At 71.2% G+C, this 14,034-nt stretch carries 14 protein-coding genes; 5 read left to right on the top strand and 9 right to left on the bottom strand.

Going from position 1 to position 14,034, the window contains the following annotated elements:
• Positions 1-22: 22 nt before the first annotated feature.
• Positions 23-1,324, top strand: coding sequence for a serine hydroxymethyltransferase (glyA, locus tag A3Q40_RS11765; RefSeq protein WP_068102413.1), 1,302 nt, complete (start codon positions 23-25; stop codon positions 1,322-1,324).
• A 3-nt stretch (positions 1,325-1,327) separates the two neighbouring features.
• On the opposite strand, the gene A3Q40_RS11760 is transcribed toward glyA, so the two are convergent.
• Positions 1,328-2,155 carry an alpha/beta hydrolase gene (locus tag A3Q40_RS11760; protein ID WP_235606284.1) on the bottom strand — a complete coding sequence of 276 codons (828 nt, stop codon included), beginning with the start codon at positions 2,153-2,155 and terminating at the stop codon, positions 1,328-1,330.
• Positions 2,156-2,469: 314 nt separating this feature from the next.
• Here A3Q40_RS11760 and A3Q40_RS11755 point away from each other — a divergent pair, with 314 nt between their 5' ends.
• Together A3Q40_RS11755 and A3Q40_RS11750 are read left to right on the top strand one after the other, a co-directional pair.
• A complete protein-coding gene (locus A3Q40_RS11755; protein ID WP_068106052.1) occupies positions 2,470-3,783 on the top strand; it encodes a PhoH family protein in 1,314 nt (437 codons plus the stop codon).
• 174 nt (positions 3,784-3,957) lie between these two features.
• Positions 3,958-4,818 (top strand): acyl-ACP desaturase, encoded by an 861-nt coding sequence (locus tag A3Q40_RS11750; RefSeq protein WP_068102411.1) that lies wholly within the window; start codon positions 3,958-3,960, stop codon positions 4,816-4,818.
• A gap of 28 nt (positions 4,819-4,846) precedes the next feature.
• Here A3Q40_RS11750 and A3Q40_RS11745 read toward each other — a convergent pair whose 3' ends face one another.
• The 3 genes from A3Q40_RS11745 to glpX all read right to left on the bottom strand — a co-directional run bounded on the left by A3Q40_RS11745 (position 4,847) and on the right by glpX (position 7,832).
• Complete coding sequence (locus A3Q40_RS11745; RefSeq protein ID WP_068102410.1) at positions 4,847-5,266, bottom strand: hypothetical protein; 420 nt, start codon at positions 5,264-5,266, stop codon at positions 4,847-4,849.
• A gap of 78 nt (positions 5,267-5,344) precedes the next feature.
• Positions 5,345-6,742 carry a class II fumarate hydratase gene (locus tag A3Q40_RS11740; protein WP_068102408.1) on the bottom strand — a complete coding sequence of 466 codons (1,398 nt, stop codon included), beginning with the start codon at positions 6,740-6,742 and terminating at the stop codon, positions 5,345-5,347.
• 52 nt (positions 6,743-6,794) lie between these two features.
• Positions 6,795-7,832, bottom strand: coding sequence for a class II fructose-bisphosphatase (gene glpX, locus A3Q40_RS11735; protein ID WP_068102406.1), 1,038 nt, complete (start codon positions 7,830-7,832; stop codon positions 6,795-6,797).
• Positions 7,833-7,930: 98 nt separating this feature from the next.
• Here glpX and A3Q40_RS11730 point away from each other — a divergent pair, with 98 nt between their 5' ends.
• A complete protein-coding gene (locus A3Q40_RS11730; protein WP_074922295.1) occupies positions 7,931-8,503 on the top strand; it encodes a DUF4245 domain-containing protein in 573 nt (190 codons plus the stop codon).
• A 36-nt stretch (positions 8,504-8,539) separates the two neighbouring features.
• Here A3Q40_RS11730 and A3Q40_RS11725 read toward each other — a convergent pair whose 3' ends face one another.
• The 3 genes from A3Q40_RS11725 to A3Q40_RS11715 are packed head-to-tail and all read right to left on the bottom strand — an operon-like array spanning position 8,540 to position 10,682.
• Positions 8,540-8,752, bottom strand: coding sequence for an exodeoxyribonuclease VII small subunit (locus A3Q40_RS11725; RefSeq protein ID WP_068102404.1), 213 nt, complete (start codon positions 8,750-8,752; stop codon positions 8,540-8,542).
• Positions 8,749-10,017 (bottom strand): exodeoxyribonuclease VII large subunit, encoded by a 1,269-nt coding sequence (gene xseA / locus A3Q40_RS11720; protein WP_068102403.1) that lies wholly within the window; start codon positions 10,015-10,017, stop codon positions 8,749-8,751. Before xseA ends, A3Q40_RS11725 begins: the two co-directional genes overlap by 4 nt.
• Complete coding sequence (locus A3Q40_RS11715; protein ID WP_068102401.1) at positions 10,014-10,682, bottom strand: lipid droplet-associated protein; 669 nt, start codon at positions 10,680-10,682, stop codon at positions 10,014-10,016. Before A3Q40_RS11715 ends, xseA begins: the two co-directional genes overlap by 4 nt.
• 90 nt (positions 10,683-10,772) lie before the next feature.
• On the opposite strand from A3Q40_RS11715, the gene A3Q40_RS11710 reads away from it, so the two are divergent.
• A complete protein-coding gene (locus A3Q40_RS11710; RefSeq protein ID WP_068102399.1) occupies positions 10,773-11,840 on the top strand; it encodes a 4-hydroxy-3-methylbut-2-enyl diphosphate reductase in 1,068 nt (355 codons plus the stop codon).
• Positions 11,841-11,887: 47 nt separating this feature from the next.
• On the opposite strand, the gene A3Q40_RS11705 is transcribed toward A3Q40_RS11710, so the two are convergent.
• Complete coding sequence (locus tag A3Q40_RS11705; RefSeq protein WP_069972943.1) at positions 11,888-12,817, bottom strand: DUF6542 domain-containing protein; 930 nt, start codon at positions 12,815-12,817, stop codon at positions 11,888-11,890.
• A gap of 20 nt (positions 12,818-12,837) precedes the next feature.
• Entirely contained in the window at positions 12,838-14,016 is a 1,179-nt protein-coding gene (locus A3Q40_RS11700) for a DNA recombination protein RmuC (RefSeq protein ID WP_068106048.1), read from the bottom strand.
• Between the last annotated feature and the right edge of the window lie 18 nt (positions 14,017-14,034).

Raw genomic sequence — 14,034 nt, 5'->3', positions numbered from 1 at the left:
TGCTGCTTGGAGAACCGTCGCGATGACCGCTGCACCTGTGAAGTCCACGATCGAGACCGCGTCCCTCGCGGAGCTCGATCCCGAGGTCGCCGCGGCGATGGCCGGCGAACTCGGCCGCCAGCGCGACACCCTCGAGATGATCGCGTCGGAGAACTTCGTGCCGCGCGCGATCCTGCAGGCGCAGGGCAGCGTGCTCACCAACAAGTACGCCGAGGGATACCCCGGGCGTCGCTACTACGGCGGCTGCGAGCACGTCGACGTCGTCGAGGACCTGGCGCGGAACCGCGCGAAGGAGCTCTTCGGCGCGGAATTCGCCAACGTGCAGCCGCATGCCGGCGCCCAGGCCAACGCCGCGGTGCTCATGGCGCTCATCGCGCCCGGCGACAAGATCATGGGTCTCGATCTCGCCCACGGCGGACACCTCACGCACGGCATGAAGCTCAACTTCTCCGGCAAGCTCTACGAGGTCGAGTCGTACGGAGTGAGCAAGGAAGACCACCGCATCGACATGGACGAGGTGCGCAAGCAGGCGCTCCACGCCCGGCCGCAGGTGCTCATCGCGGGTTGGTCCGCCTACCCGCGCCACCAGGATTTCGCCGCGTTCCGGTCGATCGCCGACGAGGTGGGCGCCCTCCTGTGGGTCGACATGGCGCACTTCGCCGGGCTCGTCGCCGCCGGTGTGCACCCGTCGCCCGTCCCGCACGCCGACGTCGTCTCCTCGACCGTGCACAAGACGCTGGGCGGCCCGCGCTCGGGCATCGTCCTGGCCAAGAAGGAGTGGGCGAAGAAGCTCAACTCCGCCGTCTTCCCCGGTCAGCAGGGTGGACCGCTGATGCACGCCGTCGCGGCCAAGGCCGTGGCCTTCAAGATCGCCGGCACCCCCGAGTTCCGGGAGCGTCAGGAGCGCACCCTGCGCGGCGCGTCGATCCTCGCCGAGCGTCTGACCGGCGCCGACGTGGCCGAGCAGGGCATCTCGGTGCTCACCGGCGGCACCGACGTGCACCTCGCCCTGGTGGACCTACGCAACTCCCGCCTCGACGGGCAGCAGGCGGAGGACCTGCTCCACGAGGTCGGCATCACCGTCAATCGCAACGCCGTGCCCTTCGACCCGCGCCCGCCGATGGTGACCTCGGGTCTGCGGATCGGCACCGCGGCCCTCGCCACCCGCGGCTTCGGCGACACCGAGTTCACCGAGGTGGCCGACATCATCGCGACCGCACTGGTCACCGGCGAGGCCACCGACGCTCTCCGCGGTCGCGTCACCGCGCTGGCCCGCAACTTCCCGCTGTACGACGGTCTCGAGGACTGGGGCCTGCTGGGCTGACGCCTACCGGTTGCGCAGCGGGAGCCCGGCCTCGGCGAGGAATGCGAGCACGTCCTCCTCGACCTCGTCGCGGTTGGTCTCGTTGAAGATCTCGTGGCGGGCGCCGTCGTACACCTTCTCCTGGAACGACGCGCCCCGGAGCGACGGCATGGCCGCGGCGGTCGGCTCGTAGGGCACCAGCTGGTCGTCTCCGCCGTGCAACCACAGGGTGGGCTGGTCGCCGAGCGTGCCCGACGACGCCACGGTGTCCACGGCCCGGCCGAAGGTCTCGAGCGTCGCGCGGGCGAAGGGACCGTGGTACACGAGCGGATCGGCCTGATAGGCCGCGCCGACCTCGGGGTCGCGGGAGAGCACCGACGGATCGATCGGGACGTCGGGAATCTCGTCGAGCTCGAGCAGTGCGGCGAAGACCTCCATCTTCCCCACGAGGGGGCCGGAGAGAACCAACGCGGCCAGTTCGTCGCGATGGGTCTGCGCGTAGCGCGTGGCCAGCAGGCCGCCCATGGAGTGACCGATCAGCACCAGTGGCAGGTCGGGGTACTCGGCGCGGGCACGCTCGGCCACGGTGTGCAGGTCCGCCACCACGGCGTCGACGTCGGTGACCACGGCGCGGTCCCCGTCGGATCGGCCGTGCCCGTGGTGGTCCGGGGCGAACACGGCCGCACCGGCCGCGACCAGGGTCGAGGCCAGGTGCGCGTAGCGACCCGAATGCTCCCCGTACCCGTGCGCGATCAGCACGAGAAACTGCGGCGGGCGCGGCACCGGCCACGCTCGGTACGCCACCGTTCCCTGTGCGCCGTCGAATTCCTGCATCTCCTGGGCGTTCTGCACGACGGCGACGCTAACAGCGTCGGCTCGTGTTTCGGGGCGAATACCGAATGCGCCGGTTCCGGGGGCAAGTCGTCACACGGTGTTCACCGACACGCCCGACGCCGGATCGGGCCGCGGGTGCGGTGGCGGCAGTAGCGTCGGCAGTGCGGGCGGCGGGGAAGCCGTCCGTGCGGGAGGTCTCCGACATGGTCGAATCCAACGACCCGAGAAGGGACCGGACTCTCGGTCTCGTCGACGTCGGCGGTCGGCATCGGCAGACCCTCCGGTCCAGCGATCGACCACGCCGCGCCCGCGCGGCGTTCGAGGAGTCCGAAGTGACTGCAACTCGCTCCGCCACCACCCGCACGTACGTCCTCGACACCTCGGTGTTGCTCTCCGATCCGTGGGCCGTGACCCGGTTCGCCGAGCACGCCGTCGTGTTGCCTCTCGTGGTCATCGGTGAGCTCGAGGGCAAACGCCACCATCACGAACTGGGATGGTTCGCCCGGGAGTCGTTGCGGATGCTGGACGATCTGCGCATCGAGCACGGTCGTCTCGACCAGCCGGTTCCGATCGGGGTCGACGGCGGCACGCTGCAGGTCGAGCTGAATCACACCGACCCCACCGTGCTGCCGGTCGGGTTCCGCACCGACGCCAACGACGCGCGAATTCTCGCGTGCGCGCTCAACCTCGCCGCCGACGGCCGAGACGTGGTGCTGGTCAGCAAGGACATCCCGCTGCGGGTCAAGGCGGGTGCGGTGGGCCTGCCGGCCGACGAGTACCACGCTCACGACGTCGTGCCCTCCGGGTGGACGGGAATGGCGGAGCTCGAGGTGTCGCGGGAGGTCGTCGACACGCTGTTCGCGCACGGTGTCGTCGATCTGGACGAGGCGCGAGATCTACCCTGCCACACCGGCGTTCGTCTGCTCGGTGGGTCGTCCAGTGCACTCGGGCGCGTCACGCCGGACAAGCAGGTTCAGGTGGTGCGCGGCGAGCGCGAGGCCTTCGGACTGCACGGCCGATCGGCGGAGCAGCGCGTGGCACTGGATCTGCTGCTCGACGAGTCCATCGGCATCGTCTCCCTCGGCGGCAAGGCCGGCACCGGCAAGTCGGCGTTGGCCCTGACGGCCGGACTCGAGGCGGTGCTCGAACGTCGGACCCACCGCAAGGTGGTGGTGTTCCGTCCGCTGTACGCCGTCGGCGGCCAGGAACTCGGCTACCTGCCGGGCAGCGAGAGCGACAAGATGGGCCCGTGGGCGCAGGCGGTGTTCGACACCCTCGACGGTCTCGCGAGTCCTGAGGTCATCGAGGAGGTCACCGCGCGCGGAATGCTGGAGGTGCTGCCCCTGACGCACATTCGCGGGCGCTCGCTGCACGACTCGTTCGTGATCGTCGACGAGGCTCAGTCCCTCGAACGCAACGTCCTGCTCACCGTGCTGTCCCGCCTGGGCTCCGGGTCGCGGGTGGTCCTCACCCACGACGTCGCCCAGCGCGACAACCTGCGGGTCGGTCGGCACGACGGCGTGGCCGCGGTGATCGAGAAGCTCAAGGGCCATCCGCTCTTCGCGCACGTGACGCTGACGCGGTCCGAGCGGTCGCCGATCGCCGCCCTGGTGACGGACATGCTCGAGGAGTTCGGACCGGCCTGATCTCGGGCCGGCTCGATCTCGGGCCGGCGGACGAGGACGTGCCGGGGCCCCGGTCACCGCGGATGGTGTGACCGGGGCCAGAACCTGGCGCCCGTCGACTGGGAGTCACCCAAAGACGGGGGGAGGGGCGTCAGGATTCCGAGCCGGGCTGGTCCGGCCGTTATTCTCTGGGGCATGGACACCAGTGACCACGACGTGTTGACCGCCCTGGAATCGGACGCCGCACGAGTCCTCGAGGCTCACATCGAGGTGGCCGACGGGTGGCAACCGCACGATTACGTGCCGTGGGACGCGGGCCGGAACTTCGCGTTCCTGGGCGGCGAGGACTGGGCGCCGGACCAGGTGTCGCTGTCCGACGTCGAGGTGCTCGCGGCCACCGTCGGCGTGCTCTTGGCGGACAACCTGCCGGAGTACCACCGGGACCTCGCGTTCGCGCTGCGGGCGAACGACACCTGGTGGAAGCTCATCGGTCGCTGGACGGCCGAGGAGAACCGGCACGCGATCGTGCTGCGCAACTACCTCATGACCACGCGCGCCGTGGACCCCGTCGAGCTCGAACGCATTCGCGTGGAGCACATGACCACGGGGTACCGGTCGCCGTCGCTGCACGCCGTCCACATCCTGGCCAAGTTCGCGCTCGACGAGCAGGCCGCGACCGTCCGCCACCGTCGCAGTGCCGACGTCAGCGAGGACGCCCTGCTGTCGGCCATCTTCGACCGCATCGCCACCGACGACGCGCTGCAGGCCGAGTTGTTCGCCTCGCTCGTCGCCGCGGCCCTCCGGCACGATGCGGACGGCACCGTGCTCGCCGTCGCGGACGCCGTCGACTCGTTCTCCCTGCCGTCGGTGGATCTGCCCGGACGCGGCAACAGCACGGCCCTGCTGGCCGAGGCCGGTCTCTACGACGAGACCGTGCAGACCGAGCAGGTCGTCCGGCCGCTGCTCGAGACGTGGGGCATCTTCGACCTCGACGGTCTCGGCGACGACGCCGCGGCTGCGCGCGATCGGCTCCGCTCCGCAGTCGGCGTCGCCTGAGCGGTCACCGCCCGCGCGCTCACCGCGCTCACCGTGTGAGCGTGAATCCGCCGATCGGCGCGGCGCCGCCGAAGCCGACGAAGTAGACCGTGCCGGTGTACCGATTCGGGTTCGCCGGGTCGACGGTCATCTCGTCGTGCACCAGAGCGCCCAGCGCGGGCGAGAGGCGCCCGTAGTCGACGTGGATCACGTCGGCGCCCGTGGCGATGGACGGGGCGCTGTAGACGTCCGCCGGCAGGACGTCGGCACCCAGCACCCGGTTGGTCGCCGCCGTGCCCCCACCGGTGATGGTCTTGCCCTGCCAGAAGGGCACCGGCGCGCCCGACGGGTCCGTTCCGACGTAGACCCCGTCCGGGGGAAGGGGCGTCGCAGACGCCACTGCCGGTGCCGCGAGGGCGGCACCGGCAGCGGTGAGGACGAGCAGGGTGACAGCGGACGTTCGCTTCATGAGGAGTCCTCACGTCGAGTGTGATCAGTCACACACGACTGTCCTCTTTCGGCGCTTCTCACACCACCGCGCGGACGATCAGTCGCGCACCTTCGCCATCGCGAGCACGTCCAGGCGGGAGTCCAGTTCGGCCTCGGACAGCTTGTCCGGGACCAGCCCACGCTCGACGACGACCTCGCGGATGGTCTTCTTCTCCTTCAGCGCCTGCTTGGCGACGGCCGCGGCCTCCTCGTAGCCGATCGCGCTGTTCAGCGGGGTGACGATCGACGGGGAGGACTCGGCGAGTTGCTTGAGGTGCTCGTCGTTGGCCTCGAGGCCGGCCACGCACTTGTCGACGAACAGCCGGGAGACGTTGGCCAGCAGCTTGAGCGACTCGAGAAGGTTGCGAGCCATCATCGGGATGTAGACGTTCAGCTCGAACGCGCCGGCGGCGCCGCCCCACGCGATGGCCGCGTCGTTGCCGACGATCTGCGCCGCGACCTGCGTCGCGGCCTCCGGCAGCACCGGGTTGACCTTGCCCGGCATGATCGAGCTGCCCGGCTGCAGGTCCGGCAGACGGATCTCGCCGAGTCCGGTCAGCGGGCCCGATCCCATCCAGCGGATGTCGTTGGCGATCTTGGTCAGCGAGACCGCGATGGTGCGCAGGGCGCCCGACGCCTCGACGAGGCCGTCGCGCGCGGCCTGGGCCTCGAACGAGTCCTTCGCCGGGGTCAGCGCGTCGACACCCGTCGACTTCACCAGCTCGGCCACCACCTTCGGGCCGAAGCCGTCGGGGGCGTTGAGGCCGGTTCCGACGGCGGTGCCACCGATGGGCAGTTCGCCGAGGCGGGGGAGGACCGACTGCACGCGCTCGATGCCGGCCTCGATCTGGCGGGCGTAGCCGCCGAACTCCTGGCCGAGGGTGACCGGGACGGCATCCATGAGGTGGGTGCGACCGGACTTGACGACGGTCTTCCACTCGGTGGCCTTCGCCGCGAGCGCCTCGTGGAGGTACTGCAGCGCCGGGATGAGATCGGTGACCGCGGCCTCGGTGGCGGCGACGTGCGTGGCCGTCGGGAAGGTGTCGTTGGACGACTGCGACATGTTGACGTGGTCGTTGGGGTGGACCTCGACGCCGTTGTTCTTGGCGATGCTCGCGATGACCTCGTTGGCGTTCATGTTGGAGCTGGTGCCCGAGCCGGTCTGGAACACGTCGATGGGGAATTCCCCGTCGTGCTTGCCGTCGGCGATCTCGGTCGCGGCGGCCACGATGGCGTCGGCCTTCTCCGCGTCGAGCAGCCCGAGGTCCTTGTTGACCTGCGCGCACGCGGCCTTGAGCAGACCCATCGCACGGATCTGCGTCCGTTCGAGGGGACGTCCCGAGATGGGGAAGTTCTCGACGGCGCGCTGGGTCTGGGCACGCCAGAGTGCGTTCACGGGAACGCGGACCTCGCCCATGGTGTCGTGCTCGATGCGGAACTGGTCGGAATCAGTCATGAACCTTTGCCTCGTCGGTTGCGGGTCGGTTGCGGAACAGCTGCGGATCGGATCAGAAGGACGGGACGGCGCCGGAATCGCCGTCGAAGTCGACGGACGAGTACTCCCGGAGCTTGTCCAGGCGGTGGTAGGCGTCGATCATGCGCACGGTGCCGGACTTCGATCGCATGACGATCGACTGCGTGTGGGCGCCGCCGCCGGAGTAGCGCACACCCTGCAGCAGGTCGCCGTCGGTGACCCCGGTCGCGGTGAAGAAGACGTTCTCGCCCGACACCAGGTCCTCGGTGACCAGGACGCGATCGAGGTCGTGACCGGCGTCGATCGCCTTCTGGCGCTCGGCGTCGTCGGTCGGCGCGAGGGCTCCCTGCAGGGTGCCGCCGAGGCACCGCATGGCCGCCGCCGCGATGATGCCCTCGGGCGTGCCGCCGGTGCCGAGCAGGATGTCGATCGGGGAGTTCGGGCGGGCGGCCGCGATGGCGCCGGCCACGTCGCCGTCGGAGATGAGCCGGATGCGGGCGCCGGTGTCGCGGACCTGCTGGATGAGCTCGGCGTGGCGGGGGCGGTCGAGGATGCAGACCGTGACGTCGGTGGTCGATCCCTTCTTGACCCGCGCGATGCGCTCGATGTTCACCCGAACGGGGGCGGTGATGTCGACGACCTCGGCATAGTCCGGGCCGACGGCGAGCTTGCGCATGTAGAACACGGCCGACGGGTCGAACATCGCGCCGCGCTCGGCGACCGCGAGGACCGAGATCGCGTTCGGCATGCCCTTCGCCATCAGCGTGGTGCCGTCGACCGGGTCGACGGCGAAGTCGACCTCGGGACCGTTCCCGTTGCCCACCTGCTCGCCGTTGTAGAGCATCGGGGCTTCGTCCTTCTCGCCCTCGCCGATGACCACCACGCCGCGCATGGACACCGAGGACACCAGCTGCCGCATGGCGTCGACGGCCGCACCGTCGCCGCCCTCCTTGTCGCCGCGTCCGACCCAGCGTCCGCTGGCCAGTGCCCCCGCCTCGGTGACACGCACCAGTTCGAGAGCCAGGTTGCGGTCCGGTGCCATCGGGGTGGAGCTGTCGGTGCTGGCCGTCATGTGCGCGGTGCCTCCTCGGGCGGGGATACGTGCCGTGATTGTCGCATCACACCCTGCGCGGCGGCGTCGGCAGGTCGGCAGGTGGGATAGTGGACTCCGTGGCCGAGAAGAAACCCAGGATCCTCCAGAACAACAAGGACATGGCGTGGTCACTGATCCCGCTGCTTCTCGCCTGCGTGGTGATCGCGGCCATCGCCGGGCAGTGCTCGCTCCGCGTCGGCGGCCCTGAGGCCGGACAGGTCCCCCGCATCGATCTGGGCGCCACGCTGCAGGCGGACGCCGACTCGGTCGACTTCCCGATCCGCCGCCCCGAGGTGCCCGCGGACTGGATCCCCAATTCGGCGTCGCGCCCGTCGATCCCCGGGTCGGACTCGCCGGTCAGCACCGTCGGCTTCGTCACGCCGTCGGGAAGCTACCTCGGCCTGACGCAGAGCGACGCGAGCGAGGAGGACCTGCTGCGCTTCCGCACGGACGGCGCGCGGACCGAGGGGCAGGGCGTCGAATCCGTGGCCGGGACCGACTGGGTGGTCTACCGCGGCGAGAACACCGAGCCGTTCTGGGTCGCCGACCTCGGAAGGAGCCGCGCGCTGATCACCGGGTCCGGTAACCAGGACGAGTTCCTCGCCCTGGCGTCGGCCGTCGTCTCGGCACCGGTGCTCGACCCGCGCTGACGGCGCGGTCGGGCGAGGCGCGTCGGTCGAGGCGCGTCAGTCGTCGTCGCGACCGGCGAGCGCGTCCTCGATGCGGGCGCGGGCTCCGGCGAGATGCTGCTCGCATCGTGCGGCGAGCGCCTCGCCGCGCTCCCACAGCGCCAACGACGCGTCCAGGTCCAGGCCGCCCTGCTCGAGCACCTTCACCACGTCCACCAGCTCGTCGCGGGCGGCCTCGTAACCGAGTTCGTCGACCGGGGTCTCGCTCATGGGTCCATCCTCTCCGACGCGTTGCTCGGCGCGGCGACCCGGCCCATCCCGACCGCGGTGACGGACCCGTCGGCCACCCGGATGCGCAGTTGGGTGCCCGGCGGCGCGTCCGCGACGCTGCGCAGGACCTCGGGATCGTCACCCGGCACCACTCGCTGCACGACGGCGTAGCCGCGGGCGAGCGTCGCGGCCGGCCCCAAAGTCACCAATCGGGCTCGGAGGTGGTCGACGGCGGTGCTCTCGGAGGCGACGGCGCGGCGCACGTCGCGGCGGACGACGCGGCGCATCTCCGCGATTTCCTCGCCGCGGCGATCGAGTCCCGACATCGGATCCGCGAGAACGGGCCGGTGCCGGAGCGCGTCGAGTCCGCGGGCCTCGCGGGCGACCCACCCCCGTAGAGCCGCGGAACTCCGGGCGCGGAGCTCCGCCACCAGGGCCAGCTCCGCCTCGGCGTCGGGAACCACTCGCTTCGCCGCATCGGTGGGCGTCGCGGCGCGCACGTCCGCGACGTGGTCGCTCAGCGGGCTGTCCGGTTCGTGACCGATCGCGCTGACGATCGGCGTTCGGGCCGCGACGACGGCGCGACAGAGAGCTTCGTCGGAGAACGGGAGAAGATCCTCCACGCTGCCGCCGCCGCGCGCGAGAACGATCACGTCGACGTCGGGATGCTCGTCGAGTTCGGCGATCGCACGCAGGATGCCGGGCACCGCCGACGGGCCCTGCACCGGGGTGTTGCGGACCTCGAACCGCACGGCCGGCCACCGTCGTCGGGCGACCGACAGCACGTCCTTCTCGGCGGCGCTCGCACGTGCGGTGACCAGTCCGACGGCGCGGGGGAGGAACGGCAAGGGGCGCTTGAGGCGTGGATCGAACAGGCCCTCCGCCGCGAGCATGCCGCGCAGACGCTCGATCCGGGCGAGCAGCTCGCCCACGCCGATCGCGCGAATTTCGGTGGCACGCAACGAGATGGTGCCGCGCCCGGTGAAGAAGGAGAGCTTGCCGTACAGCACCACGCGCGCGCCCTCGACCACCGGCACGGGGGAGGACTGGATGAGCATCGGCGAACACGTGACCGACAGCGACATGTCGGCCGCCGGGTCCCGCAGCGTGAGGAAGGCCGTGCGCGTGCCCTGCCGCACCGACACCTGGGTCAGCTGACCTTCCACCCAGATGCTGCCCAGCCGGTCGATCCACCCGGCGACCTTGGTGGCGACGCTGCGGACGGGGAGAGGATTCTCCGGCGAACTGACCGGTGGGGACGTCACTTGGCGCGTGCGGTGGTGATGCGGTTCTCGAGCATGGTCCGGTAGGGGGCGCGATTCTTGGCGGCCGTCTCGTAGTCGAGCAGCTCCGTGAGGTCGTCGACGGACAACGACCGCAGGCGGGCGCGCAGCTGAGCGAGGGTCAGCGCGTCGTAGTCCAGGTACTCCGCGATCTCGGGCCGGGCGTCGGCGGCGGTGAGCGTCGGGGCGGCCACGTGATCGGCGGGCTGCACCTCGGACGGCGGGGTCGAGTACAACGCGAAGCGGCCGGACGTCGGGGCGTCGCCGTCGGACGTGTCGGTGGCCGAGGATGCGCTCCCGGTGGCGGTCCGGGACGGGGCGTCGACGGCGACGTCGGTGTAGCGGCCGGGCGTCGGGCCGGCGTCGGACGGACGTGCCGGGTCGTCATCGAGTTGACGCGCCGCGTCGTCGTCGAACGTCGCCCACTCCGGCTGCTCCTCGGGCCGACCGCCGAGCAGGGAGAACACCTGGTCGCCCTTGATCGCGAGCTCGGTGACCGTCTGCTGGAAGCGCATCGCGGTCTGCAGCACCTCGCTCACGGCGGTCATCGGCAGCGAGAACGCCGTGGTGGGGAGTCTCCGCGCCTCTTCCACCACCGTGACGGCGATGCCCAGCGCGACTCGGGCTGCGAAGGGAGGACGAATCATGATGCACAGAGTGCCCGACGACGCGCCGTTTTCCCAGTCGGGTCGCCGCGCGAGCGGGTGGCGGTCGGGGTGGCCACGTATCCTGGAGCCATGTCCTCGGCTGTGCCCAGTACCCCGTCCACCTCGGTGCCTTCGGCGACGTCGGAGCCGTCGGCGCCCATCGCTCTCGACCTCGGCATCGCCCGGCGGGCGACGACGGAGGGGGAGTACACCGGACCCAAGCGCGTGCTGCTGGCCGAGCCCCGCGGGTACTGCGCTGGTGTCGACCGCGCCGTGGAGACCGTGGAGAAGGCGCTCGAGAAGCACGGCGCCCCCATCTACGTGCGCAAGGAGATCGTGCACAACCGCCACGTCGTGGAGACGCTGACGGATCAGGGCGTGGTCTTCGTCGACGAGACGGACGAGGTTCCCGAGGGCGCGCTGCTCGTGTTCTCCGCCCACGGGGTGTCCCCGGCGGTGCACGCCTCGGCCGCCGAACGGAACCTGCGCACCATCGACGCCACGTGCCCGCTGGTCACCAAGGTCCATCAGGAGGCCAAGCGCTTCGCGCGGGACGACTTCGACATCCTGCTCATCGGCCACGAGGGGCACGAGGAGGTCGAGGGCACCGCGGGCGAGGCGCCGGACCGCGTGCAGGTGGTCGACGGACCCGAGAGCGTCGACGCCGTCACCGTGCGGGACGAGAGCAAGGTCATCTGGCTGTCGCAGACCACGCTCAGCGTCGACGAGACCATGGACACGGTCGCGCGGCTGCGGGAGAAGTTCCCACTGCTCCAGGACCCGCCCAGCGACGACATCTGCTACGCCACGCAGAACCGCCAGGTGGCGGTCAAGGCGATGGCGCCCGAGTGCGACCTGGTGATCGTGGTCGGCTCGCGGAACTCCTCGAACTCCGTGCGGCTGGTCGAGGTCGCCCTGGCCGCGGGTGCCCGGGCGAGCTACCTCGTCGACTACGCCAAGGAGGTCGACACCGCGTGGCTCGAGGGCGTGCGGACGGTCGGCATCACCTCCGGCGCCTCGGTGCCCGAAGTGCTGGTGCGGGGCGTGCTCGATCTGCTCGCCGACCACGGCTTCGGCTCCGTCGAGCCGGTCACCACGGCCAACGAGACCCTCGTCTTCGCTCTGCCGCGAGAGCTGCGGACCAGCGCTCGAGTCTGACGCTCCGGGACACCGACCTGGTCCGCGGTCGGTGTCCCCGGGTCGATCTAGTGGTCTCGGTCCCGGTAGCGCACCCGCGGCGTCGGATGCGGCGTGACGTTCTCCGCCCCCGTTCGGCGCTCGGGGTAGGACCGCGCTTCCGGGTACGGCCGGGCTTCGGGGTACGGCCGGGGCTCCGAGTAGGGCCGGGGTTCGTAGGACCGCCGCGGTTCCGCACGACGTGTCGGTTCCGCCTGCCGCCGCGGCTCCCGGTCGCGTCGACGCTCGCCGTCCACGCGCGGTCGACGGCCGGTCTCCGGGGCGGAGTGCGCCTGCTCGTCGTCGCGCGGCGCCCCTCGCATCCGGCGTGACGCCGGTGCGTCGGCACGAGCACGACGGGTTTCCGCACGGCCGCCCGAACGGCGGCCGGTGGTGTCGGGCCGCGGGTCGGTCTTCTCGGGTCGCCGTGCGCGAGTCTTCTCCGGGGAGCGGGGCTCGGTTTTGCGGGGCTCGGTTTTGCGGGGCTTGGTCTTGCGGGGGGCGGTGCTGCGGGTGCGGGCGGGGTGCGGGCGGTCGAGGAGGAGTCGGGCCGCGCCGATGCCGAGCACGAGCATCGTGGTGAGGAACATCAGGGGAAAGCGATCGACGAGCGGGACCGCGACGGTCAGGACGAGGTCCTTGAGCGAGCTGCCGGCGTCGTCCCCGGTGGTCTGGTAGGCGACGGGGACGGCGACGATCATCAGCAGCGGCGGCTGCACCATCGCGGCGAAGAGACCCTTGCGGCGCACGGCCACCACGGCGAGGGCGCAGCCCAGAACGTAGAGGACGGCGAATGTGGCGCCGGGTTCCCCGGCTCGCATCGCGTCGAGGGCGAAGCCGAGGACACACGCGCCGGCCGCCAGCGCCACGGCACCCCAGGCGGGGATTCCGGGCACGGTGGGGAGGGCCGAGCGGTGATCGAGTGGCACTCCCGAGCGTGCGTGTTGGGTGGTCGACACACACCGAGGTTAGCGTCGATCTACCCGGAGGCCTCGGCGGCGTGCCCGTGACGCGACGGCGCAGTGGTGTGCGTGGCGGACCGGACGACGCCGCGTGGACGGACGTCGACGGTGCTCGCGGTGGGCGGATCCCCGTCGAATCGGGACATCTCGTGCAATCGGCGCGCGGTCACGAACACGCGATTGTCCAGCGAGCCGACCGCGCTGTTGAACGCGTCGACGGCCTTGCCGAGATGGCTGCCCACCTTGTCGACGTGGTCGCCGACCGTCCCCAGGCGCTCGTAGAGCTCCCGGCCGAGCGCGACGACGGCGGCGGCGTCCTCCGCCAGGCTCTCCTGGCGCCAGGTGAAGGCGACGGTCCGCAGCAGCGCGACGAGGGTGGTCGGCGTCGCGAGTACCACGTTGCGGGTGAACGCGTGCTCGAGCAGGCCCCGGTCGCGGGTGAGCGCGGCGTCGAGGAAGGGATCCCCCGGCACGAACAGCACCACGAATTCCGGCGACGGGTCGAAGGCGCGCCAGTACTTCTTGTCCGCGAGCGCGTCGACGTGGGTGCGTAGGTGCCGTGCGTGGCGCTCGAGGTGCCGGTCGACGGTCTCCGGATCGGTTTCCGCGGCCGCGTCGAGGAAGGCCACCAGCGGCACCTTCGCGTCGACCACGACCGAGCGGCCGCCGGCGAGGCGGACCACGAGGTCCGGCCGGACGCCGTCGCCGACCACCTGGGTGTCGAAATCGCAGTGCTTCGTCATCCCGGCGAGTTCGACCACCCGTTCGAGCTGCATCTCGCCCCACCGCCCACGGATCTGGGGCGCCCTGAGCGCGGTGACCAGCTGATCGGTCTGCGACGCGAGATGCCGGGACGCCCGGTGCATCCCGGCCACCTGCTCGGTCAGTCCCGCGTAGGCGCTCGCCCGGTCCCGCTCGGCCACCCGCACGTGATTCTCGAGGGCGTCCACGGCGTCCCGCAGCGGGTCGACCACCCGCGCGATGCTCTCCCCGATCGCTCCGGAGTGTCGGCGGGCCGCGTCCTCGTTGAGCAGCGCGAGCGAGCGTCGGACGGCGTCCTCGCCGGCCGCGGCGGCGGCCAGGCGCTCGCCGGCGCGGGCGAGTTCGACGTCACCCCGCGCGCTGCGGAGCCACCAGCCCAGCGCCATCCCCACGGCGAGGGCGACGAGGACGACGAGTGCGGTCACGGCGGTCATGGCGCACAGCATGGCCGA

Origin of the sequence: Rhodococcus sp. PBTS 1 (genome assembly GCF_001620025.1) — a bacterium.
GTDB lineage: Bacteria > Actinomycetota > Actinomycetes > Mycobacteriales > Mycobacteriaceae > Rhodococcoides > Rhodococcoides kroppenstedtii.
Note: the sequence above shows the minus strand (reverse complement) of the source record. Positions and strands in the feature narration are given on the sequence as shown.

Excerpts from the sequence above, each read along its gene's own strand:
- glyA (WP_068102413.1), top strand. The coding sequence starts at position 23 with ATGACCGCTGCACCTGTGAAGTCCACGATCGAGACCGCGTCCCTCGCG.
- glpX (WP_068102406.1), bottom strand. The coding sequence starts at position 7,832 with ATGACGGCCAGCACCGACAGCTCCACCCCGATGGCACCGGACCGCAAC.
- A3Q40_RS11740 (WP_068102408.1), bottom strand. The coding sequence starts at position 6,742 with ATGACTGATTCCGACCAGTTCCGCATCGAGCACGACACCATGGGCGAG.
- A3Q40_RS11710 (WP_068102399.1), top strand. The coding sequence starts at position 10,773 with ATGTCCTCGGCTGTGCCCAGTACCCCGTCCACCTCGGTGCCTTCGGCG.
- A3Q40_RS11745 (WP_068102410.1), bottom strand. The coding sequence starts at position 5,266 with ATGAAGCGAACGTCCGCTGTCACCCTGCTCGTCCTCACCGCTGCCGGT.
- A3Q40_RS11725 (WP_068102404.1), bottom strand. The coding sequence starts at position 8,752 with ATGAGCGAGACCCCGGTCGACGAACTCGGTTACGAGGCCGCCCGCGAC.
- A3Q40_RS11750 (WP_068102411.1), top strand. The coding sequence starts at position 3,958 with ATGGACACCAGTGACCACGACGTGTTGACCGCCCTGGAATCGGACGCC.
- A3Q40_RS11700 (WP_068106048.1), bottom strand. The coding sequence starts at position 14,016 with ATGACCGCCGTGACCGCACTCGTCGTCCTCGTCGCCCTCGCCGTGGGG.
- A3Q40_RS11715 (WP_068102401.1), bottom strand. The coding sequence starts at position 10,682 with ATGATTCGTCCTCCCTTCGCAGCCCGAGTCGCGCTGGGCATCGCCGTC.